Source organism: Atopobacter sp. AH10, assembly GCF_003664595.1.
Lineage (GTDB): Bacteria > Bacillota > Bacilli > Lactobacillales > Aerococcaceae > Atopobacter.
In genome coordinates, this window is sequence record NZ_QXPZ01000030.1 from 25945 (window position 1) to 48806 (window position 22862).

The following is a 22862-nucleotide window of genomic DNA, read 5'->3' on the forward strand; positions in this document are numbered from 1 at the left end:
AGTGGATAATTTCATTTATATCTAATTTTAGTCCTCATCTTCATCATCATAAGCATCAATTGCCAAATCTTCTATCTCTTGTTTTTCTTCTTCGTCTGGCACTTCACTTTCATCATCTTTTCTTTCATAGGAATCTTCAAACTCATCATACTCTTCTTCATCTTCCTCATCATCTTCCTGATTTTTCTTATAAATCTTGAAATAGTATCCTCCACCTATTACAGCGACAATGATTAAACCTAAAAATATATAAAGACCGTTTCCTTTATTTTCAGCTTTAGGGTCTTCTTTTTTAACTTCAGGTTTAGGCTCTTTATCTTCAATTTTTTTAATTTCTTCTTTTGACTTTTCCTTACCCTCTACCATATTAAGAAGATCATCTTCAGACACTTCCGTTAAAAGCATTACATTTTCACTTTGCTCATCATGGTTGATAATTAAATGAAATGTCTTACCTGATTTTGTCTGGAAGGTTACAAATTGTCTTGCATCAGCAGAATATTTGTCAGTTTCTTTATTGTCTTTACCATCATTATGATGAACCCTATAATCCTTGTTAGCATTATCCTTATTCTCAGTAACAGAAGCTCTAGCCTTTGACGGTGCTGAGGCTACTCCTTTATTGGTATTGACATTCTTTTCTCCGCTATCCGTAGTCGAATTTTGACTGTTATTACTTGCTGCCTGTTTGGGTGTCAATTTATTAGGATAACGAACCTCTTTTTCTTTATTTTCTTTATTCTCTTTACTTTCTTTATTCTCATCACTTTTTGTATTTTTAGAGGTATCCGGTGCAGATGATTTTAAGGCACCCTTTTCTTTCTTTACACTATCTCCACTACCTACTGAAGCAGATGGTGCATTACCTTTTACAAATGAAGATGGATTTTGTGGTAATGCTTGTGGCAATGGATTTGTTATAGCCTTTGGATAGTCTTGTTTATTGATCTGATTTGATTTTTCCTGCAATTCTTTAATTTTCTTCTCCAGTTCTTCCACAGATTTTTTGATTTCTGTGTTTTCTTTAGAAGAATTCATCTTTTCTTTTTCCTTTTTCAGCCTTTTCTCCAAGGATTCTATTTCATCTTCCAAGTCTTTGATTTTATCCTTTTGCTTATCATTTAACTTGTCCTTATCCTTGACTTGTTCACTTAATTTATCTAATTTTTCTTTCAGCTCTTTCGATTCCTTTTCCATCTTAGATATGCTTTCTTTATCTATGTCTGTTTGAACTTTTTTATCTTCTGTTTTTGGATTTTCCGTTTGTGTACTTTGTTCATTTTTAGGATCTTCTTTTTCATTATTTTCCTCTGTCTGCGTTTTTTTATCCTTAACAGTAACTTTTTCCACTTTACGAATAATTTCGTCTGTCCCGTCTCCCTTTACTTTATAGAACAAAAATTCATCTATAAATTTCATATCATCAGGCAAGATAGGAATGTCTCCACTGTCAAGAATCTGTCCTTCCTTTGCTTTAATGCTTTCTTCTTTGTAAAGACTATCATCTTGAAATATATATTTTACCTTAACTTCTACCTCATCTTTTTTAATATCTTCCACTGGACTAATCAATGTTGGAAACAAATTCCCCTGTGCAAATACAATCTGTTTATTAAAAATCATAGTTCCGATTAACATGACAATAACAACAATTATTCCAAATAAGGTAGCTTTGGATTTCTTATTCATCTTAAATTTGGTTTTCATCATTTTCCTCCATATATTCTATATTTTCTGCTTTTTGCATACTCCTTTTTTCCTTCAATTCATCTTTCTTGTAACTTTTTATCATTTCCAAAAATTCATCAATGGAAATATCAATACTTCGATATTCTTTTAATATACAAGCACTTTCCATTTCTTCCTGCTCTTCTTTTAATATCTCTTTTTTTAACTTTAATTCTTCTATCTTTTCATCAATTTCTTTTTGTTTTTCAATATTTTTTCTATACTTGTTATTCAATGTACTCCCTCCTATTTAGGTCTACCAAATCCGTAAAAATGCTGTTTCCAGTACGGTGTATCAATCCTTGCATACTGAATCGGATCTCCTGCATGAATCATATAACCCCCACCTACATAGATGCCTACATGAGAAATTGGTGATCCTGAATTATATGTTCCCTTAAAGAAAATAATATCTCCCGCCTTTGCTTCACTTGGTGAAACGGGATTGCAATAGTCTGTATAAATTCTCCAAGCAGTAGTACGAGGCATATTTTTTATCCCTGAATGGGTATAGGTCCAACATACAAAACTTGAACAGTCAAAGTTACTAGGTCCATTAGCTCCAAACACATATCTTTTTCCGATATGTTTTTCCGCCTCATGCACAATAGCTTTTACACTTTCTCCATTAAATTCAAGTCCGGGATTTGAAAAATCGGGATTATTGATAATCTCTGATAAATCCCCATTGCCACTTCCAAAGGCAAGTTCCATATTTCCTTTACTTGCAAGGAGCGTTTCATAGTGGGATAAATTGTCAGGATAAGAGTGGAACACTTCTCGGATAATTATATCCATCTCTCTTTTTTCCAAGGTTACAATGAGCTTTTTATACTCATATGCTTCTTCATGACTTTCACCGTCCTCAGATGTAACAGTTCTATATCTGATTTCAATTTCTTCTTTGTAGGTTAAGGTATACATCTGATGAAACAAACTTTGAAGTTCGCTTTCTACTTCGGATACTTCTTTTACCACTCCAAAGCGGGCAGTGATGTAGGATAAGAGTTCATGAACATTATGACCAATATTCTCTTTTCCATTTATAATATATTCATCATAACCCGGATGATTTTCATGGACACTATCCATTTCTTCCTGTAATTCCTGTTCTAAGGAAGAAAATTCCTGATTAATTTCTTTTAGTGTATCTTCTGATGATAGATACGTAGTCGAGATTGTATTTCCTACCATACCTGTTCCCATGTTCATCAACATAGTTCCCGATTGAAAAAGCATAAAAAATATTCCTATAACAATAAGTAATAGGAATCCCATCTTTTTACCTCTGGCTCTTATAAACTCAGCAAATCTTTTACTACTCTCGATAAAGGATTTTTTTATTCTGTTTTTTACGCTATCTTTATACTTCTTTTGAATCTGCCTTTTATACTGCCTTCTTTTAAAAAACTGTTTTAATCTTGAAGTATTCTGATACTCACTACTCTTTTTTAGTTCTTCCATATTTTTTTGAAAGAAGAGTTTCTTTTCCTGTTTATGAATACTCTTGTCAAGTTTATTTATCTTCTTTTGTCTCTTTAATACCTTCTTCTTTCCACGATGATAAGCATGTCTTGAAATGGTTTCCATCTTCTCTACAGCCTTATGCGTTCCCTCAACTCCAGCATTATCTTCTTTTCCGCTTTCCAAATACCTCTTTACCATTCCCGTTGCCATTACAGCACTTTTTGCACTTTGACTTTTGCCATCAATTCCCTTATTTTTTAGTTTCTGCTCTTGTCTTTGCTTTTTTTGCTGTAACTTGGAAATTTTCTTTTCCTTATTTTCAAATTTCCCTTTTCTTTTTTGTGATGTGCTTTTATCACTGGTTTTTCCCTCATTCTTTACATCTTGAAATGACTTCTTTTTCGTATCTTTATCTCTTGTAAACTCCTGATTGTCAAAATTACTTTTAAAATATTTCTTTTGATTTTCCGATTTTGGACTTTCTTTGGAAAAGGTATCTTTTGCATAATGTTTGTATATCTTATTCTTGGATTTTGGATTTTTTACATATTCATCATAATTTTTTTCCTTATCATTTTGCCTATTATCATACTTTTCATCATCTGCAAGAGTTCGATATGATACTTTACTATCCCTAAAATCCACATCATACCTATCTATTACTCCATCGTTGTCCATGTCTTTAGATAATGGATCATAAACCTCTTTTTCTTTATGAAACTTATCTATCTGCTTTCGCATTTTTTTCTTCTGATTTTCTTTTCTTGAAAAAGTTTGACCTTTTTCTCCGTTATCACTTAATGGGTATAATTCATCGTTTCGTATATTTTTTTCGTATTGTCCACTCATAAAATGCTTTGATTGATTCTTAGATACCAGCTTATCTTTACTCAAATTCATACTTTCTTTCATGGAATTATCTTCTTGACTGTAAAAATTTTTATGCATCTTTTTACTACTTATGCCATTAGATTTTAATGTGGAATTTTCTTGTATATCTACCATAGAATTATCATCTGACAGATTATTGTCATATCTACTAACATTTTGATGACTTGAATCAAAAGAAGTATTCTTTTTAAAATTCTTTTCTCTACTCTTTTTGTATCTCATTTGCTTTTTCATTCAAAGAATTCACCTCCCTTTCGATTCTTTCCCTTGCAAGCCTGCAATACTCTTCATTTAATTCTATACCGATATATTTTCTATCTTGCATAAGTGCCACAAATCCGACTGTTCCACTTCCAATAAAAGGATCAAGGATTATTCCACCTTTAGGGCAACCCGCTATCATACAAATTTCAGCTAACTTAGGTGGAAAAGTAGCATAATGTTCCCCTCTAAAAGATACGGTATTTATAGTCCAAATATCTCTTTTATTACGAAACTGAGGAATATTATCTCCCATATACTCTCCATATCTTCTTGCTTTATTGATTTTTTGTATCTTTGCTCCGGAATTTTCTTTTAAATATTTATTATCTGCCTTTCTTCCTCTCATATATCTTTTTTTGCTAACTTCTTTCATCGGCTCTGCCATTTGTTCATAATCATAATAATATTTTGGTGATTTAGAAAGTAAAAAAATATGCTCATAAGAACGAGTAGGTCTGTCCTTACAAGACTCAGGCATGGCATTTTCCTTATGCCAAATAATATCAGAACGTAAATACCACCCATCCTCTCTTAAAGCAAAAGCCAATCTCCAAGGTATACCCATTAAATCCTTTGACTTATATCCTGAAACCTTTTGTGTAATTGATGGATTTTGTCCATTTCTTCCTTTTGGATATTTAGGATCAATATATTTTCCCTTTCCACCTCCTGAACCGGCATAAGAATCCCCAATCACGACAAAGCAGGTGCCGTCTTTTTTTAATACTCTTCTCACCTCATGAAATACTGCTACCAATTTGTCAAGATATTCTTCTACCGTAGTTTCTCTTCCGATTTGATCTTCCTTGTGGTAATCTCTCAGTCCATAGTAGGGCGGGGAGGTAATCACACAATGTATACTTTCATCTGGAAATTTTCTTAAAGTTTCAAGTGCATTCCCACAAATAATTTCATTTGTATTTTCTTTTATGAATGCTTCTTTACTCCTGTCTACACTCATCCCTATTCACCTGCCTTTTTTACTTCTTCAGGTTTCGTTGTGATTAGTGAATAGAGTTTTGTATTTTTCGGAAACTGGTCTATAAAAGGAACAATCGTATTTCCATAAAAGATAAGTCCCTCTCCTTCACCCGAATTGGTTACATAGGAAAGCTGATGTTTGGAGATGTTGAGTTTTTTAGCTAGAATATCTCTATCCGTTCCTGCTTGGTTAAGCATCAAAATAAAGTCGGTATTGTCAAATATATTTTCAATTTCAGGACTTGCAAGTAAGTCCTTTATATTTTGAGTTAAGCCTGTCGGCATACCGCCCCATTTTCTAAAACGCTTCCAAATTTCAATGGAATAATTGGCTGTTTGCGGTTCTTTCAACAAAAGATGAAATTCATCAACATAGTATCTTGTCGCTTTTTTGCTTGCTCTGTTTATGGTTACTCTGTTCCATACCTGATCCTGCACCACGAGCATCCCTATCTTTTTAAGCTGTTTTCCAAGCTCTTTGATGTCATAACAAACCACTCTGTTACTTGTATCTACATTCGTTCTATGATTAAAGACATTTAAACTTCCCTTTACATAAATCTCCATCTCTACTGCAAGTTTCTTTCCTACGGTTTCTTCCTGTTTTTGAAGAAGATTATATAAATCTTCCAATATCGGCATATTTTCAGGAATTGGATTTTCAAAGTAGGCTTTATATAAAATTGGCAAACAACGGTCAATAACGGAGATTTCTTCCGCACTTAACTTTTTTTCTCCTACAACGAGTTCAAATAGAGATAGTATGAAGTCTGATTTTAAGGACAAAGGATTATCTTCATCCGCATAGTCAATATTGATGTCCAGCGGATTGACATAGTCTTTTGAAATCGGAGATATTTTAATAACCTGTCCTTTTAGAGCCTCTACGAGTGGTGCATATTCAGCTTCCGGGTCTGCTATGATAATGTCATCATCCGTAATTAAAAAGGCATTGGTGATTTCCCTTTTGGCTGCAAAAGATTTACCAGAACCCGGTGTTCCTAAAATTAGACCATTTGGATTTTTTAGTTTCTTTCGATCTGCCATAATGATATTTCTGCTCAGTGCATTTAGTCCGTAATATAAGCTCTCTCCCTTGATAAAGAGTTCTTCCGTTGTAAATGGAATAAATATAGCTGCTGCACTTGTGGTAAGTCCTCTTTCGATTTCCACTTCATTTATCCCAAGAGGTAAACTTGCAACAAGTCCCTGTTCCTGTCTGTAATTTAGATTTTTCAAACTGCAATTATGTCTATTTGCAATTGACTTTAATGCAAATACCGTATTATCTAGTTTCCCCTTACTTTTGTTGGTGTTCATAAAAAGTATAGTTACCAAAAACATCTTTTCATCATGATTTTGTAGTTCCGATAAGAGATTCTTTGCTTCTGCCCCATAAGTTACAAGGTCGCTTGGTAAGATGTCGATATCATAGCCACTACGAATTGCTTTCTTATTTTCTTCTAATTTCATCTTGTCTAAATCCGTAATTTTTCTTTTCACATTTTTAATAGCTTCCATCTGATCAATCGCCTTAATATGAAATGTTACAATCATATTCTCTTCCATCTCTAAAAACTCGGATAACATCTCATCTTTAATATCCGATGCCAAAAGTTGTAAGAAATTTACTTCAGCAAAGACCTCTCCGGTTTTAAAATAGGTTGGCTTGGAAAAATTAAAAGATGGAGGAACAATGTACTCTTTGGTTGTCAGTCCGCTATATTTTAAATCTTCAAAGGAAAAGACCAGTTTGTCATTCGGATTTAAAATATCATGAATTGTTTTAAGTCTTTCCTCACCGTCAAGTACATAGGCTTTTACTCCCATCTGCTTAAAATTATTTAGCACATCCATCTCCATTCTCTCTAACCTACTCTTTGCCTGCTTTAAATCCTCCGCCTCTATGGTAAAGGTAAGATACATACTTTTAGAAAGCCCATTGTTTCCTTTGGAACTTTGACTTAAGAGCATTTGTCTATATTCATTTCTAATTTCATTAAAATCATCCATATTTTCTTTAATATCAATCAGTCTACTGATTTCCTCATTTTCACCGATACTATTGATATAACTAAATTCTACTTCCACAGAGGAATCAAAGAAATTTAGAAAAGAAGAAAACTCCGAAAATATTCCCTCTTGGTCTGCTTCTTCCATAAGTCTATAGTTAATGTCCAAAAATCGAATGGTTTTGTTATAACTATTCTTATCAATTTGACAAATTCCGTCTTTTAGCATTCGTTTGTAGGGAATTGTATCTTGTACCGTTTCTTTCTTTTCTTGTTTCATCAAAAAAGGAAACCACCTATCTTTCTTTGATGATTTCCCATTTGTTTTTGACTTTGTTTTTTTCTTCCCTGATTTTTTAAGTTCAGATAACTCTTTTTTATTTTTCTTTAGCTCTATCTCATCTTTTCTTAGTCGTTGCTCTTGCTTTTTTCGATTGTTTTTGTTCACTCTTTTTCCTCCTTCCATTTGTTTTGTTTTTACTTCCTATATGCTGTTTTTTCTTATCCGTATGGTAGATACTTTTCGCCTTGTATAGCCTGATTTTTTTGCTCTTGTGAAATCTTAAGATATATGCCAAATGTTTTTCAAAAGGCAAATTATCTTTTTCATATAGTGTTGCAAAAAGAACCGGAAGCACCGCTATACTCATAACTATCATTGATATATCTACACTGAAAAATTTTTTACAAAGCATATACACAGGAAATCCGATAAGTCCTGCTATACTAAAGCCTATAAGCTGTCTTTTGGTAAGATTAAGAGCGACTTTAGTTTTTACTTTCGTCAAATCCTTTGGTACTTTTACATATGCCATAGCCTACCCTCTATCTACTTTTTCTTTGATATTTGAAAGTGCTTCTATATGCTCCCAAAGTGCAATAATTTCTTCTTTACAATTTTCTAATTCTTTAACCAATGCTTTAGCTTCACCTATTCTGTCAATATCTTTTTTTACTGCATTCACGTTTTCACTCATTAAAATCACTTCTTTTAAAACAAGATTCATTACCTCTACTGATAAACCTCTAAATTCATCTTGTTTTTCTTCTTCTGTCTTTAATTCATATTCTAAATACTCATCCTCTAAAGAGCCTCTCTCTTCTTTTTTTACATTATCTTTTGTATTTTCTGTATCAAATTCATCCATAATACAAGACTCTTTTTCTGTCTCATCAAAATCAAAGTAAAAATCATCTTCTTCAAAATCGGATAACTTTTTCGCTCTATTTTCTATTAGTACTTTCATCATTGTCCCCATAGAAAGAATCAAACCTGTTCCTATCAATATTCCTATTTTCTTATTCACTTTTTTCATTTATTACCTCCAATAATTATATTTTTTAACTATCTTATTCACTTTTGCTCATTTTGAACTGAAGTTATTTAGTGGCTATTTAAAATCGCCTTTGCGATACTTCCCGATTTCATCATCATGACTCCAAGAATCACTCCATATGCCAATACCTGTAAAATACTTGCGTGAATATCCGTAAAGTTTACCGTTTTGACCAGAACTGCATAAATTCCAAAAAAGATTAGGATAAAGAGTCCTTGAAGTCCAAGTGCAAATAAAGATTTAATATAGTTTGTTCCAATATTTGACCATTCCTTATTTCCCATTGTAGAAAATGGTATTGCACAAACAGAACAGTAAATATATATTTCAATCATTCTTCCATATAGAATTACAGTGATTAAAATAGAAATAACAGTTAAAGAAAATTTAACTAATCCCGTCTCCAGTGCAATTCCAATGAGTGTTCCAAGTTCCTTTGTTTTTAGGGCATCAACCATAGCATCAAAATTACCAGGTGTGATGTTGGCACTTGTTCCCACAACACCTGCCGCCTTTCCTATCATGGACTGTGCAACAACAAAGACTGCCATTGAAAAATCAAAAGCGTGAGAAACAAACCATATAGCTATCCACATCTTGATGATATACTTAAAAAATTCAAAGGTATCCGTATCTTGCATAGAATTTTTTCTCAGCACCACTTGAATCAGCTCTATACAAAGTATTGCGGCTAGAATTATGGCTGCTATGGGCAAAACAACATTTGTGTTGATTGATTTGATGAAGGTAAAGACCTCCGAGTTCCAAGAACCCGGAGTCTTTCCTACTTCTCCTGCAACTGTTCCTACTTTGTCATTAATATCCACAAGCATTGCAGAAAGATTATCTTTAATAATATCAATCATAATATCCTTGAAAAACTCTTCTATCTTTCCAAATAAGTCAAACATTATTTCAAGACGTTAGCAAGTAGTGGAATGAGTTTTAGCCCTATCAAAACAATTCCTCCACCGCTCATCAATTGCTTGATGCCTTGCGATTTTGCCCCGGGATTATCCGATCCATATCCTTCGAGTAAGTTGATAACTCCCCATGCACCAAGTCCTGCTCCGATTGCCATAACCAAAATTTTAAGCACATTTACTGCTTGTACAAAAAAATCCATAATTTATTCCTCCTTGTTTTCTTCCTGTTCTTTTTTCTTTTCCATTTCTTTGTCGATTTTATTGACATGCCTTACAATAAAGTTTTTGTAGGTTTTATCCTCTTTTTGAACTTCTTTGTAATATCCGTATACATGGATAAAATCTCCTTTTTCAAATTCCTTTGTAAGTTCCGTCTTTTCTCCGTAAACATTACAATTGATATATTCTTTCTTTTTTTCTCCTTCCTTGCCCATTTTTCTAAAGAGCGTAAAGTTTGCAACTGTTACTTCTTTGTCTTTTCCCTGAATGGTTTTCATCTCTACTTCATTAATTAAATTTCCATTGATATTAAGCATTTCTTTTTGCATATAAATCCTCCATTTTCATTTCTTTTAATTTAACAAAAAAAGACCACAACTTTTCTATATTGTCATGGTCTTATCTATATTTTTCTCATTTTAAATTTTGTCTTTTATTTATTCTAACTTCTGTTCATTTTGGGCAAAAGTTAGAAGTTCTTCTTTTATCCCTGCCATAATATACTCTACACAAGGTAAGGCAATCGCATTTCCAAGTGCTTTATACCTCGCACTGTCTAATATAATTTTTCCGTCTTCTCCATATTTTGTGTAGTTATCCGGCAGTCCCATCAGCCTTTCACACTCTATCGGTGTTAAATATCTAATAAATCCCTCTTCTTCTTTTCCGTCTATCCAATACGCAAACATCGTTGGATTGGATGCTAATAGAGTTGGAAAAGGTTCATTTGGCTTTCCGAAGCTGTTTCTAAAAAGAGTTTCATTTCTTCCTTTTGCACCTCCTCGCATTTTTCTATCTTGAAAGGGTCTGATGTTTGGTATTTCCCTCCCTGTTTTATCAGAATTTCTTCGATTGGACTTGGTATCCTTATCTTCGATATTTCCGATAGTTTTAATATCTTTGAGCAAGTTTTCGGGCTTATATAGTATTTTATGGGAACGAAATCCTCCAAAATCACAGACAATAAATATTCTCTTTCTTCTTTGAAGGAGCTTAGGCTCTCCGAAATATTGGGCGTCCAAGACTCGTAGGCTATGCTCAAATTCTCTCCCTCGCACCATTCCTGCATTTGCCCATTTAAGTGTAGGCATTGGAATTTTGGTGCTACTGAAGGATTCAAGGACGGCTCTAAAATCCAACCGATCTCCTGATACAAAAGCTCCCATGACGTTCTCCCAAATAGCGAAAGTTAGATAACTCCCATTTGTTACACACCTCATTTCTCTTATCAAGCGTATCGCTTGATAGAAAAGAGATGATTTCTCTCCACTAAGTCCTGTTAAATCCCCAACTGTTGAAAAATTTTGACAGGGAGAACCAAAGGTTATTATATCCACCGACTCTATATCTCTTGCCTTTAATTTTGTTATATCTCCTAAATGCTCTACATCAGGAAAGTGTCTTTTAGATATAGATATTGCATTTTTATCAATTTCACTTGCCCATACTGTTTTTATCCCTACATTTTCTGCTGCTAAAGGAAATACTCCTATTCCATCAAATAAACTTCCAAGTGTTATTTCTCTTACTTTGCACCACCCCTTTTCTATTTTTACAATGCCATATTGTTGGCATCATCACTATAAAATTACATCTTTTACCTCCAATCTATACATAACAATTGGAGGACTTCTACTCTTTTTGAAATTTCTCATATTTCAAGGACTCCTTTTTTGTAATAAACTAAAAATAACTTCTGCTCATTTTGAACAAAAGTCACTAAGAAGATTTACACATCAGCTTCCAACACTGTTACCACCATATTTTCTTTTAAATTTACTTCATCTTTTCTCTTTAAGTATCTTTCTATATCAAAGGTATTTTTATCATTGTAGTCGGATAAAAGTCTATAATTCTTGTGCTTGGTAATGTCAAATTTATCAGAATAAAAAGGTCTTGCCCCTCTTATTTCCAAGATACACTTTCCACCATCCATTATTTTAAGTTCATCTCTACTCATCAGTTCTTTGCCGAGTTTTTGATAGTTTAGTCCAAAAGATTTTTGATTAGACCTTGTTTCTGATGTATTGTAAAGGTCTATGGTTTCTTTTCCCAAGTTCTCCGACAGCTCCTTTATTGTTGTTCCTTCTTTTCCACCTAAAAATAACTCACTATCACAATTCCCCTGAATCGTTTCAGCATGGTCTTTGTAAATGGCTTTAAGTTGTGATTTAGCTTGAAGGATAATACTTGCGGATATTTCTCTAGAACGAATGGTTGCAATGAGTTTTTCAAATTTTGGTATCTGCCCGATGTTGCTAAATTCATCAAGTAAACATCTTACATGAACGGGTAATCTTCCTCCATATTCGTCATCTGCTTTATCACAAAGCAAATTGAAAAGCTGGGTATACATCATTGCCACCACAAAGTTAAAGGTATCATCAGTGTCTGATATGATGATAAAAAGTGCTGTCTTTTTATCTCCTATGGTATCTAGGCCCATTTCATCATATTCCATTAAATTTCTTAGCTCCCCAATATCAAAGGGAGCAAGTCTTGCTCCGCATGATATAAGAATAGATTTTGCTGTTTTTCCCGCAGCTAATTTGTACTTTTTATATTGCTTGACTGCAAAATGGTTCGGTTTTTCTTTTTCTAATGCTTCAAAAATATAATCTACTGCATTTTTGAAATTCTCATCTTCTTCTCTAACCTCACTAGCATCAATAAAAGCAAGAAGTGTTGCAAAATTTTGTTCTTCAATCGGTGCTTCATAATATAAATAACCTATTAAGGCTGTGTAATACAATCGCTCGGCTTTCGTCCAAAAATCCTCACTGGATTTTTCTCCTTCTCCCTTAGTATTCACCATTATTGTCTGCACGAGTTTCAATATATCTTTTTCACTTCTTAAGTAAGCAAAGGGATTGTAATGCATTGATTTTTTGAAGTTTATTGTATTTAATACCTTAATTTCATATCCATTTTTCTCAAGCATCTTCCCACACTCAACAAGGACAGTTCCTTTAGGGTCGGTAACAACATAAGATGAATGCATTTGCATAAGGTTCGGTTTTACAAAAAATCTGGTTTTACCACTTCCGGATCCTCCTACTACAAGCACATTTTTATTCCTCGCATATTTAGGAATTTTCGGTCTGCTGTTCATCGTAAGCCGTTCTGTATTGGTAAGTAAGATGTTGTTTTCAAACTTTTCATCTACATAAGGCTCAATATCTTTACAACTCCCCCATCTTGCAGAGCCATATTCTCTCCCTTGACGAAATTTTTTGGCATTTTTCTTTTTGTTATAAACTATAAACCATATAACTGCTGAAAATATTATACCTGTAAGTAGGTCATTTACTCTAAAAGAGGGCAAATAAGACATATTTTCAATATCTGATAAAGCAACGATACTTCTATCTATAAAATCTCCACCTGTGTAGCTGTTTACCTGTCTTGAGAATATATTGCCTATATAAAAGAAAAAGAGATAAGGTAAGTTTAATAATACAAACTTTTTCTTATCTCTTATATGAAACACATTCTTTATGTCTTTTATTACTTCATTTAATATTTTTATACTACTCACTTCCTTTCTTTGGAAAAAATTATAAGTTTTTTAATATCTTCGCCTTTTATCAATTGAATAATAGGAAATCTTAACCCCTCTTCTCTCAAAGCAATGTGTATATCATTCGGTATTGATAATTCAACATTTTATTATATTATGTTCTTTATCAAGCGTGGGCGCATAAATTTATTCTTTTATTATTCAAACACTAAAAATAAAATAAGACATGATCATTCTCTCTTATTTTTGTCAGAGGATTTATGAATTAAAATTATAATTACCTTCGGGAGTTTATTATCTTGAACTAACTTACTAGCTTAATAAGACTATATCTTATTTCTGCTCATCTATCTACAAATTTGCTGTTTTTCTCTCTACCATACCTCATTACGTAAAATTTGCAAGTCTCTATAGGTTTTTTAATAACTTTTTTCTTTCCAAATTTTAATTGTAGATACAAAAAAAGAAATAACAATTTGTTATCTCTTTTAATAATATTTCAACTTATATTATTTATAATTTTTTCCAATTCAAAAATAAATTTATCAATCTTTTCTATTTTACAAGCTAAATTAACTCTAAAATATTTTTCAAATAGTTTATATTTAGATGAAAATACAACTTTTATTTTATTCTCTTTTAAAATTTTTTCAAATAATTCTTCAGATATCCCTAACGCATCATAATTAACCCAAGCTAAATAAGAACCGTATGTTAATTCATAATTTAACTTATTTCTAAATTTGCTATCTAATTCTTGCTTAAAATACTGCTTATTTTTTAGTATTATATCATTGATATCATCTAACCAAAATTTCCCTTCCATAGAATATAAGCATTCTGTTAAATAATATGAAAAAATATTTGGAGACATTAATCCATCAGATTTAATTTCATGTACTATTTCATCACAAATCTTTTTATTATAAGCTATTAAATATGCTCCTCCAACACCCGAAATATTAAATGTTTTTCCAATTGTTTTCACAACAATACAATTATCATATTCTATATTTACAGCACTAAAGAACTCATTTTGCACTATATCTCCATATGCTTCATCAACAACTAAATATATATTGTGTTTTGAGCATATATCAACTATTTCTTCTAATTTTTCTTTGCCTATGATTTTCCCTGTAGGATTATGTGGATTTGAGATTATTATACAATTAATTTTGTTTTTAATTATAAATGTTTCTAAATGTTCTTTAAAACATTCTTCAAATAAATTCAAATAATTATAATCAAAAACTCTATATAAATTTAAAATATCATTATAACCATTATAACAAGGTATAAAATTAAGTATATTTACCTTATTACAAGAATCAATTATTTTCTTTATAGCATACTTTATCGAATGGGTATATACAAAATATCTATCATCAATAATTTGTCCATATTGAATATAAAACCATCTTTTTATAGACTCTGAGTATTGTTGTGAATCAGGATTACCATATCCCAATTTATTTATATTTTCCAGATACTTTCTAATAGGAAATTCAAAATCCATTTCTGCTATTCCAAAATCCAATTTGTATTTGGTTCTAATAACATCTTTTAAATAAAAATCATTTCTCATTTTTATTCCTTTTTATTCCTTATACACATATTTGTTAAAATTGGTAATACAGCCATACTCATCGCAAATAAGGGAAGCTTTTGAATACTATATTTTATAGCTACTCCACCAAGAATACCTCCCAATGAAATACCAAAATTTATAAACGACATATTTAAACTTAGTAATTTTTCAGACTCTCTATTATTTCTTGATTTATTAATTAACATTTTTTGTATCATAGGTCCACTTGCCCACTGTATAACACTCCATAAAAATATTAAAAAAGATAATATGTAAATATTTTTAAAAATATAGATTATAGGTAGCAACAAAGTATATACAATTAATATAATCTTTAAACCTTTTTTTCTGAACATTTATTTGATATTTTAGAACTAATATAACTTCCTAAAATGCCTCCAACTCCAAATATAAAAAGCACTATAGAAACGCTATTATTTCCATTATTTTTTAAAAATGGATCAATATATCCCATAAATATCATATTAGAACCTAATATACAAATTGTAGTAAATAGTAACATGATAACTTCAATATTTCTATACCATTCTATTTTACTGTAATCATCACAACAATCAATTTTATTTTTTATAAAAAAATCATCAAATTCAATACAATAAACAGTTAATATTACAACAAATATAAAACTTGCTGATAACAACTGAGGAACTACTCTCCATCCAAAATTATTAGATATATGTGAATATGTTGGAATTAAAAATGTATTAGCAGCTGCAAATGCACTATATAAGATACCTAAATTTTTGCCAACTTTTTTTAAGCTTGAAAACTCTGTTATATATCCAAAACATTTTGTAATTAAAAATGATGCTATACCTGCTGAAATTATTCTTATTATAAAAAAAACTTTTATATCATGTATATAAGCTATTAACAAATTAGAAAATAATAAGAATATAACCGAGGTTAAGATAGATATTTTATAACTAAATTTACCAAATACTTTTATTAATCCTGGTCCTAAAATCGCAAAAGATAATGCATATACCGATGAAATTTGTCCTGATAAAGACAGTGATATACTAAAATCTTTAGATATATCATCTATTGACCCTAAAAAACACAAAGCCATGCTAGCTGAAAAAAACACAGTAATCCATAAAACAATTATTTTTTTCAACTCCATACTATATTATCCTTAAATTGTTCTAATATATCTTCATTAAAATTGTAGTCTAATGTAACCAATTTCTCATAATCTATGTGAAGTGTATTAAATCCCAATTTAATTGATGGCTCTATATCATTTATATATGAATCACCAATCATAATAGTATAGTGTGGTGTTATATCAAATTTATTAATTAAATAATAAAATGCTTTTAAATCTGGCTTCTCATAACCTATAGACTCAGAAATAATTATATTTTCAAAATATTTACTTATTCCTAACTTATTTATTTTCATTTCTTGTTCTTTCTTTAAACCATTAGTTAGAATATAAAGTTTATAATTATCTTTCAAATTAGATAATATATTATTTATTTTTGATTCAATGAACATTTCATTAATCAAAATATCAAACATTCTTAAATAAAACTCTTTACAAAATTTTCTAGATTTATCTATTCCTAGTTTTTTAAAAGTTATATATGGCCTAATAATCCTAAGTTCATTCAAATCTATTTTTCCTGCTACTATATCATTCCACAATACTTTGTCTTGAATTAAATACTCCTTCATAAAGGTATTATAATCAACCTCTTTTATATTTAAATCTTTATACAATTCATAATGGGCTTTTTTCCCAAAAATATTTAAAATTATATAAAGTATTGTCTAAGTCAAATATTATAGTTTCAATTTTATTCATCATTTTTATTTCCTATTTTTAATGCCTCCTTTATAGCAAATTCTGTTATACCTGATGATAAATCACTTCTTTGACCATCATCTAATGATATCCACTCATATGAACCAATTTCTCTTCCAATAATTATTTCTCCATTTATTTTTTTATTATTTAAATGAAATAAATACGTTTCTAATTGACTATTTTCAAATTGAGAGTTTGTATAAAAAATACCCAAAAAATCAAAATCATTGTCTACAGTATTCAAATTTATTTCTTCATTCAATTCTCTTTTTAATGCATCTAATGGTGTTTCTGAGTTTTCTATCTTCCCACCAGGTAAAATATAATGAGTTGGATTTTTTTTCTTTTTAACAACTAGCATTTTGTTATTGTTTATAATTAATGCTGAAGATTTTCTTATCATTTTATTTATACTCCTTATTTCCCAACAATAAATCAATATGTTCTCTGCAATAATGAATTTTATCTTCTATATATTCTTTTATTACTGAATCATCTGGTTCTGTAAATGAATCACCAAAAATAGACACTCCTTCCAAGGATTTATTATATATTCCAAATTCAAGTAATGCATATTTAACAGCTTTCTTATCTCCAAATTCATATATAGGAGATTCATATGTTATATTATATTCCTTTTCAAAATTTTTTAACATTTCCATAGCAATAATTTTTTGTTCCACTAATTCATCTTGGTATTTAACAACTCCATCTAATAATTTAGTAATTCCATTTTGAATACAATAGGCTGTCGCAGCAGCGTGTATTGCCATTTTATCACCTAACAAAACTAAATTACATTTCCACTTCAATATATCTTTTTCTATATCTTTTATTGCTATTTTCCTTAATAATGCGCTTGTAGAAAGAAAGTGTCTTTCTATGACAACATTAGGAAATCTTTCAATCAATTCTTTAACTCTTATTTCAGATAATTCACTTTTTATTCCTATACCACTAACTCCAGTAAGTAAATGAACATTATTTCCCTTACTCGCTTCTAAACAAGCTACTAATGATGAATCTTTTCCACCAGTAAAAAGCACTGCAACGGTTTCTCTTTCTTTATTCATTCCCAAATACCTCACTTCAATATTCAATATACAACATACACACTTATTTTAATATACACACTTATTTTAACATATAAGCTACATTATTTCAATACTTACATTTCTTAATTGAATTTCCATAAAATCATAAAATTAATTATATATTACTTGATTTTATAAAAATATATAAAAAGAAAAATCTTTCTAAATTTTATAATGTTAAATTTTTTTGAAAATTTTATTTTCTTATTTGTTTTATTTATAGATAATCTATAAACTTTGCTCATGATGTTTTTCTTTTATCTTATCTTTTTGAGGTGCATTTCTAACTTTTTCTTTAAAGTGATTTAATTTATCCATTACAGATTCTCTCTTTTTATTCTTACCGGCAAATTTTGAAACAGTATCTTTAAAAGCCTGTTCCATAACTTTTTCATCTTTTGCCTGAAAAAACACTATCTTATTTCCTGTAATTAAATCTTTTTTTATACTGAATTTCACGCCACTCTTCTTTAATTCTCTTTTTAGATTTTTTAAATCAACATCATTTAACTCTAGGGTTTCAACTTTTCCTTTTTTCACTAAATCCTTTACTGTAGTCGGTTTTTGTTTGTCAATCAGACCTTTCAACCCGTTTTTTTCTTTTTCCGCCTTATTCAGTATCATCTTCATTAGTTTTACAATTTCTTTCGAAGTCAAATGAAGTGCTTTTTTATTTACAGCAATTACCTGTCTTGTTACTTCTTCATTGATCAAAATATCACCTACTTTCTGTCAAAATTAAATTGGCTGCCATTGCCTTCTCCCTCATTGTTTTTAATCTATGATTTTCCCCATTGAAGATAAGAGGTGTTGCCATTTCAAGAAGTCTGGAATATATTCTCTTTTCTTTTAAATCTGTTGTATTCATCAAGTGGGCAATTGACAAATTTGTTGTAACAATAATGGGCTTGTTCGCCCTATATCTGCTATCTATGATGTTAAAAATATGTTCTAGGGCAAAAGAGGTATCTCTTTGTATTCCAAAATCATCTATAATCAAAAGCCTATTGCTGTTTAGATTTTTGATATACTTATTTTTATCTATCTGTAGATTCATCATATCGTTTAATATCACTCCAAAGTTTGTCATTCTAACTGTGATTCCTTTTTCTATCAAAGCATTTGCAATAGAGGATGCCAGATATGTTTTTCCAGTTCCAACTGCACCTGTTAATATAAGACCTATATTTTCTTTTTCCATATTCTCAAAATGCTTCACATAATTTAACCCTGCCTGTTTATGTTCCAAACTCCCATCTTCCCTCTCAAAAGTTTGTTTATACAAGAGATTATCATCAAATGCCATACTTTTAAGTCTGCCTATACGCATACTACGTTCAAATTCTGCCATTTCTTTTCTTTCTTGTTCTATCTCTTTACTTCTACAATCACAATTTTTAGGGATTTTTCTTGAAACACCAGCAATATTTACCATCTGTTGCTTGGCTGTATGGCATTTTCCACAATAGACAAGTCCATCTTCACTATTTACATAATCTCCATTTTCCTCATTTAGCATATTCTTTTCCATATTTTCAAACACCTTATCAAATACTTCACTTGTCGTTTCCATCTGTGAACCTCTCTTTCAATCAATTTTATTTTTTAAAACTCTTTACTCATTGACCTTTTAAAAATTCTTTCCACAATTTTTCATCATCAGCATAATTCTCAAAATTTCTTACATCCTTTGATTGCTTATTGTAATAAATAATGTTTATAGGAGCATTGTAGATTATAGATAACAGATATGCTCTAAAATGGGTAATTTTAGATGTATTTTCTCTTAAAACGGATAAGATATATTCTATGTGTTCTTTTTTGATACTTAAGAATTTTTCCTTAATCTTTTCATAGCTTATCCATGTCTGATTGATTTTTAAATCTCTTTTACTTTCAACTGCATCCACCATAATTTCTACTATAAAATCTATATTTTCTTTTGTAGGACTATCCCTATCCATAAAATCGAAATATGAAATATTTTGCTTTATTATTTTTTCTACTTGACCTCCTTCTCCTTTTTTTGATTTTCTCTTACATCCTGTTTTATCTATGGAGGTGGTCTTACTAATATCAGTATCACTCTTTTTAGTTTTATTTATATTAGTCTTATTACAGTTTGTTTTTGAAACTTCTTGAGGTTTGTTTTTTAAATTTCTTGAAGTTTGTTTTTCAAACTTCTGTAAGTTTGCTTTTGAAACTTCTTGAAATTTGTCATTTAAACTTCTATCTCCATTTTTTTCTTCTTCCATTTTTCCGTTTTCTTCTATGGTTTCTACAAGAAAACTTTTTACATAGATTATGTTCGGTTTTCCAAGCCCTCTTCTCTTCTTTTCTATCAGTCCAAAGTCTTGTATTTCTTTCATAATGTTGATTGCCTTATTTCTGCCTATATTCATAGTTTCTTCTATTTCATCTATGGTAAATATGATGAATACTTTGTTTTCTTCATCTAACCACCCATTTTTCATAGATAAGCTCATTCTATCGAGCAAAATAGAATACAGAACTTTTGCATCGCTACTTAATGTTTTAAAAATGCTGTCTGTATATAAAATCTTCGGTATTTTAAAGAAGGAGTATTGATCTGCTTCTTTTCCGTAGTAATAGCTAAATTTAATATTCATAACTTTCTCCTTCCTGTATTTTTATTTGTTTTAGCAACAAAAAAAGAGATAACTCTTTTGCTATCTCTTTGAAAATATCTTAATTTTAGTTGTTATCTTTACTCTTTTTATCTTCAGAACTTGTATTTTCTATTATAGTCTCTTTGACCACATCTTCTATAAGTTTTGACATATCTACTGCATTTTTAGGACTGATTACAGGTTTACCGGTTCTTTCTTCTATTTCTTTTCTGGCATTACCTGCTATACCGCCTCCCTCTTTAGCAACTTTCCTATTTTCTTCTAATCCTTTAGGATTGGTTGTTTTAGTAAGTTCCGTTGTTGTGGCTTCTGCAAGCATATTAAGGACTATTTCAAGGGTAGTCATATTGTCCCTTAAATTCTCCTTTTTCAGTCCTTTTAGATTTTTGTATCCTCTTGTTGTCATTCCGGACCATGCTTTAGTGATTTCATCGGTAAGGATTGCGTATTCTTTGCCTTTTTCTATGCCATGATCCTCCCAAGCATCCGTAAGTTCCTTTCTTACTTGAATAGCTTGTAATCTTTGATTTATCCACTCTCTTGAATAGCCCTTCTTCAAATATGTTTCTAAGGCTCTGTCAATAGTAAGTTCCGGATCAATGATTTCATCAATTCGCTCTTTTCCTACTTCCGCAAGCCATAATTTGAAAGGCTCTGCCTTTGGGGATGGAATGGACTGAATAATACGGAAAATATCTTTCATATTTCCCGCCAATATTTTTCTTTTTTTGCCACTTGATGATTTCATTTCTACCTGGGGACAATTTGTCCCTATGTAGAAAGCTAACTGTTCATCACGTTTTCTCATCTTCTTGAGATAATCTGTTGGATTTTTACTTTCTGACAAGACTCCAACTACATCGACTACTGAAAAATACCATTCTTCTTTTTCTTCGTCCCAAACAGAACGTATTTCTTTGTTCTCATACAATTTTATTTCGTCCATTGTACCACCTTCTTTTTTACATATTATTCTATCAAACAGTTATCTGAATTTATTTTGTACCTATATTATACTTCAAACTTCCTATTTCGTATTTTACTTGCTTATATATTCTTAAAATAATTTTCCAATGCCTTTTCTATAATATTTTCTACATTTTCCTTTGTTTCACCTTGAAAAAATTTTTGAAAAATATTTTGCGATAACCTTATATTCTGATATGCTTTCATCTTTGGTTGTTGTAGGTTCAATAAATATGCTCTAACCATCTCTTGATTTAAATGTTCTTCATTATTCATCATATGAAGTACTTTAGCATCGCTTGGCTTTAAGGTTAGTTTCAGTTCTTTACTCTGCTGATATAGATATTCTTGTATCTCTTTTGAAAGATAAGATAAATCCACTGCCATTGTTAGTCCTATTTTTTCATTATCAACATCTTGTTTCCAAAAATCAGATAATTTATTTAATCTAAGATACCTTGCAATGGATGCTCCTGAAAGATTGTATTCTTTTCCAAGTGTTTTTCTACTGTCTGCTTTACCAATCTTATCTTCCTTCTCTATAATACCCTTATCTAACAGTTCTATTTCATTTTTTAAATCATTTCTCTTGCCCTGACTTGCTATTTTTTCATATCTTATTTTAAGAACAAGGGCTTTTTCTGTCGGTAATAAATCTGAGAATGAACGTTGCATTAGATTTGTTTCTATCACATAGGTATAGGCTTGTTTATCTGTTAGATTTTCTTTTACAATACAAGGAATGCTCTTTATATCGGCAAGCCTTGCTGCATTTACTCTATTATGCCCGGAGAGTATTTCATATCTATTATCGCCTTTTTTTAAGACAATTATTGGATTTAATATGCCATTTTCTTTAACACTTTCCACCATATCATTAAGTCTTTTCCCTTTATAAAGAGTAAATGGATGGTCATGATAATTTTCAAGTATATCAAGTTCTAGCTGCTTAATATCACCTTGCTCCACAGATTCTATATCATCAAGCAAAAAATCTACTACATCTGTTATTTCTCTTTTCTGTAGTTTTTTACTCATGGCAGATCTCCTTTGCAAGATTATCATATGCAACATCTACACTACTTCCTTTTGCATATTTTTTAATGCTTTGACCACTGTATATGGCTTCTCCAACTTTTACTGTTTTGGGGATTTTTGTTTGAAATACCGCTAGCTTTCCATGATACATTTCTTCCACCTGTTCAGTAAGTAGTTTTGAAAGATTGGTTCTATACTCACACATCGTTAGCAAAATCCCCTTCACTTCCAGTTTAGGATTAACTCTCTTTTTGATTTTTTGAATGGTTTTTAAAAGTCGTAAATTTCAAGTACAAGTTAGCCACCCCCTAAATTTTTCACAAAGGGAGAGCTGTGGCTT

23 protein-coding genes and 1 pseudogene are annotated in these 22862 nt (G+C 30.7%); all 24 read right to left on the reverse strand.

Annotated elements, in window-relative coordinates; genetic code table 11:
- Window positions 1–27 precede the first annotated feature (27 nt).
- Window positions 28–1707, reverse strand: coding sequence for a CD1107 family mobile element protein (locus D3H64_RS06655; protein ID WP_199700146.1), 1680 nt, complete (start codon window positions 1705–1707; stop codon window positions 28–30).
- Window positions 1691–1963 carry a hypothetical protein gene (locus D3H64_RS06660; RefSeq protein ID WP_037328211.1) on the reverse strand — a complete coding sequence of 91 codons (273 nt, stop codon included), beginning with the start codon at window positions 1961–1963 and terminating at the stop codon, window positions 1691–1693. Before D3H64_RS06660 ends, D3H64_RS06655 begins: the two co-directional genes overlap by 17 nt.
- Window positions 1964–1974: 11 nt before the next feature.
- Window positions 1975–4320 carry a C40 family peptidase gene (locus D3H64_RS06665; protein WP_233554911.1) on the reverse strand — a complete coding sequence of 782 codons (2346 nt, stop codon included), beginning with the start codon at window positions 4318–4320 and terminating at the stop codon, window positions 1975–1977.
- A complete protein-coding gene (locus D3H64_RS06670; protein WP_037328213.1) occupies window positions 4289–5311 on the reverse strand; it encodes a site-specific DNA-methyltransferase in 1023 nt (340 codons plus the stop codon). Before D3H64_RS06670 ends, D3H64_RS06665 begins: the two co-directional genes overlap by 32 nt.
- A 2-nt stretch (window positions 5312–5313) precedes the next feature.
- Entirely contained in the window at window positions 5314–7809 is a 2496-nt protein-coding gene (locus tag D3H64_RS06675; RefSeq protein WP_081931881.1) for a VirB4-like conjugal transfer ATPase, CD1110 family, read from the reverse strand.
- Window positions 7742–8158, reverse strand: a complete 417-nt coding sequence (locus tag D3H64_RS06680) for a PrgI family protein (protein WP_037328216.1) — start codon at window positions 8156–8158, stop codon at window positions 7742–7744. The genes D3H64_RS06675 and D3H64_RS06680 overlap by 68 nt, the downstream gene beginning before the upstream one ends.
- A gap of 3 nt (window positions 8159–8161) precedes the next feature.
- On the reverse strand, window positions 8162–8659 hold the full coding sequence (locus D3H64_RS06685; protein WP_037328218.1) for a hypothetical protein: 498 nt from the start codon (window positions 8657–8659) through the stop codon (window positions 8162–8164).
- A gap of 68 nt (window positions 8660–8727) precedes the next feature.
- Entirely contained in the window at window positions 8728–9591 is an 864-nt protein-coding gene (locus D3H64_RS06690) for a VirB6/TrbL-like conjugal transfer protein, CD1112 family (RefSeq protein ID WP_121565489.1), read from the reverse strand.
- On the reverse strand, window positions 9591–9806 hold the full coding sequence (locus D3H64_RS06695) for a Maff2 family mobile element protein (RefSeq protein WP_035915748.1): 216 nt from the start codon (window positions 9804–9806) through the stop codon (window positions 9591–9593). The genes D3H64_RS06690 and D3H64_RS06695 overlap by 1 nt, the downstream gene beginning before the upstream one ends.
- 3 nt (window positions 9807–9809) lie before the next feature.
- Window positions 9810–10154, reverse strand: coding sequence for a single-stranded DNA-binding protein (locus D3H64_RS06700; protein ID WP_037328222.1), 345 nt, complete (start codon window positions 10152–10154; stop codon window positions 9810–9812).
- 108 nt (window positions 10155–10262) lie between these two features.
- Window positions 10263–11384, reverse strand: coding sequence for a DNA cytosine methyltransferase (locus tag D3H64_RS06705; protein ID WP_197049877.1), 1122 nt, complete (start codon window positions 11382–11384; stop codon window positions 10263–10265).
- Between the two features lie 170 nt (window positions 11385–11554).
- Entirely contained in the window at window positions 11555–13363 is a 1809-nt protein-coding gene (locus tag D3H64_RS06710) for a VirD4-like conjugal transfer protein, CD1115 family (RefSeq protein WP_121565490.1), read from the reverse strand.
- A gap of 481 nt (window positions 13364–13844) precedes the next feature.
- Entirely contained in the window at window positions 13845–14933 is a 1089-nt protein-coding gene (locus D3H64_RS06715) for an aminotransferase class I/II-fold pyridoxal phosphate-dependent enzyme (RefSeq protein ID WP_037328247.1), read from the reverse strand.
- A 2-nt stretch (window positions 14934–14935) separates the two neighbouring features.
- On the reverse strand, window positions 14936–15154 hold the full coding sequence (locus D3H64_RS10140) for a hypothetical protein (protein ID WP_147429901.1): 219 nt from the start codon (window positions 15152–15154) through the stop codon (window positions 14936–14938).
- Window positions 15155–15270: 116 nt separating this feature from the next.
- Window positions 15271–16083, reverse strand: a complete 813-nt coding sequence (locus D3H64_RS06725; protein WP_121565492.1) for an MFS transporter — start codon at window positions 16081–16083, stop codon at window positions 15271–15273.
- Window positions 16074–16685: an HAD family hydrolase gene (locus D3H64_RS06730; protein WP_147429902.1), complete on the reverse strand. Its 612-nt coding sequence runs from the start codon at window positions 16683–16685 to the stop codon at window positions 16074–16076. Before D3H64_RS06730 ends, D3H64_RS06725 begins: the two co-directional genes overlap by 10 nt.
- Before the next feature lie 77 nt (window positions 16686–16762).
- Window positions 16763–17176 (reverse strand): NUDIX domain-containing protein, encoded by a 414-nt coding sequence (locus tag D3H64_RS06735; protein ID WP_002841637.1) that lies wholly within the window; start codon window positions 17174–17176, stop codon window positions 16763–16765.
- A 1-nt stretch (window position 17177) separates the two neighbouring features.
- Window positions 17178–17846: a hypothetical protein gene (locus tag D3H64_RS06740; protein ID WP_121565494.1), complete on the reverse strand. Its 669-nt coding sequence runs from the start codon at window positions 17844–17846 to the stop codon at window positions 17178–17180.
- A 249-nt stretch (window positions 17847–18095) separates the two neighbouring features.
- Window positions 18096–18581 (reverse strand): PcfB family protein, encoded by a 486-nt coding sequence (locus D3H64_RS06745; protein ID WP_037328252.1) that lies wholly within the window; start codon window positions 18579–18581, stop codon window positions 18096–18098.
- 4 nt (window positions 18582–18585) lie between these two features.
- Window positions 18586–19440 carry an ATP-binding protein gene (locus tag D3H64_RS06750; protein WP_121565495.1) on the reverse strand — a complete coding sequence of 285 codons (855 nt, stop codon included), beginning with the start codon at window positions 19438–19440 and terminating at the stop codon, window positions 18586–18588.
- Between the two features lie 46 nt (window positions 19441–19486).
- Window positions 19487–20497 (reverse strand): replication initiator protein A, encoded by a 1011-nt coding sequence (locus D3H64_RS06755; RefSeq protein WP_037328254.1) that lies wholly within the window; start codon window positions 20495–20497, stop codon window positions 19487–19489.
- 85 nt (window positions 20498–20582) lie between these two features.
- Window positions 20583–21464 (reverse strand): Bro-N domain-containing protein, encoded by an 882-nt coding sequence (locus tag D3H64_RS06760; protein ID WP_037328255.1) that lies wholly within the window; start codon window positions 21462–21464, stop codon window positions 20583–20585.
- A 101-nt stretch (window positions 21465–21565) separates the two neighbouring features.
- Window positions 21566–22522 (reverse strand): ParB N-terminal domain-containing protein, encoded by a 957-nt coding sequence (locus D3H64_RS06765; RefSeq protein WP_037328256.1) that lies wholly within the window; start codon window positions 22520–22522, stop codon window positions 21566–21568.
- Window positions 22515–22790: pseudogene (locus D3H64_RS06770) on the reverse strand (ParA family protein); the annotation flags it as partial. The gene D3H64_RS06765 and the pseudogene D3H64_RS06770, both read right to left, overlap by 8 nt.
- Between the last annotated feature and the right edge of the window lie 72 nt (window positions 22791–22862).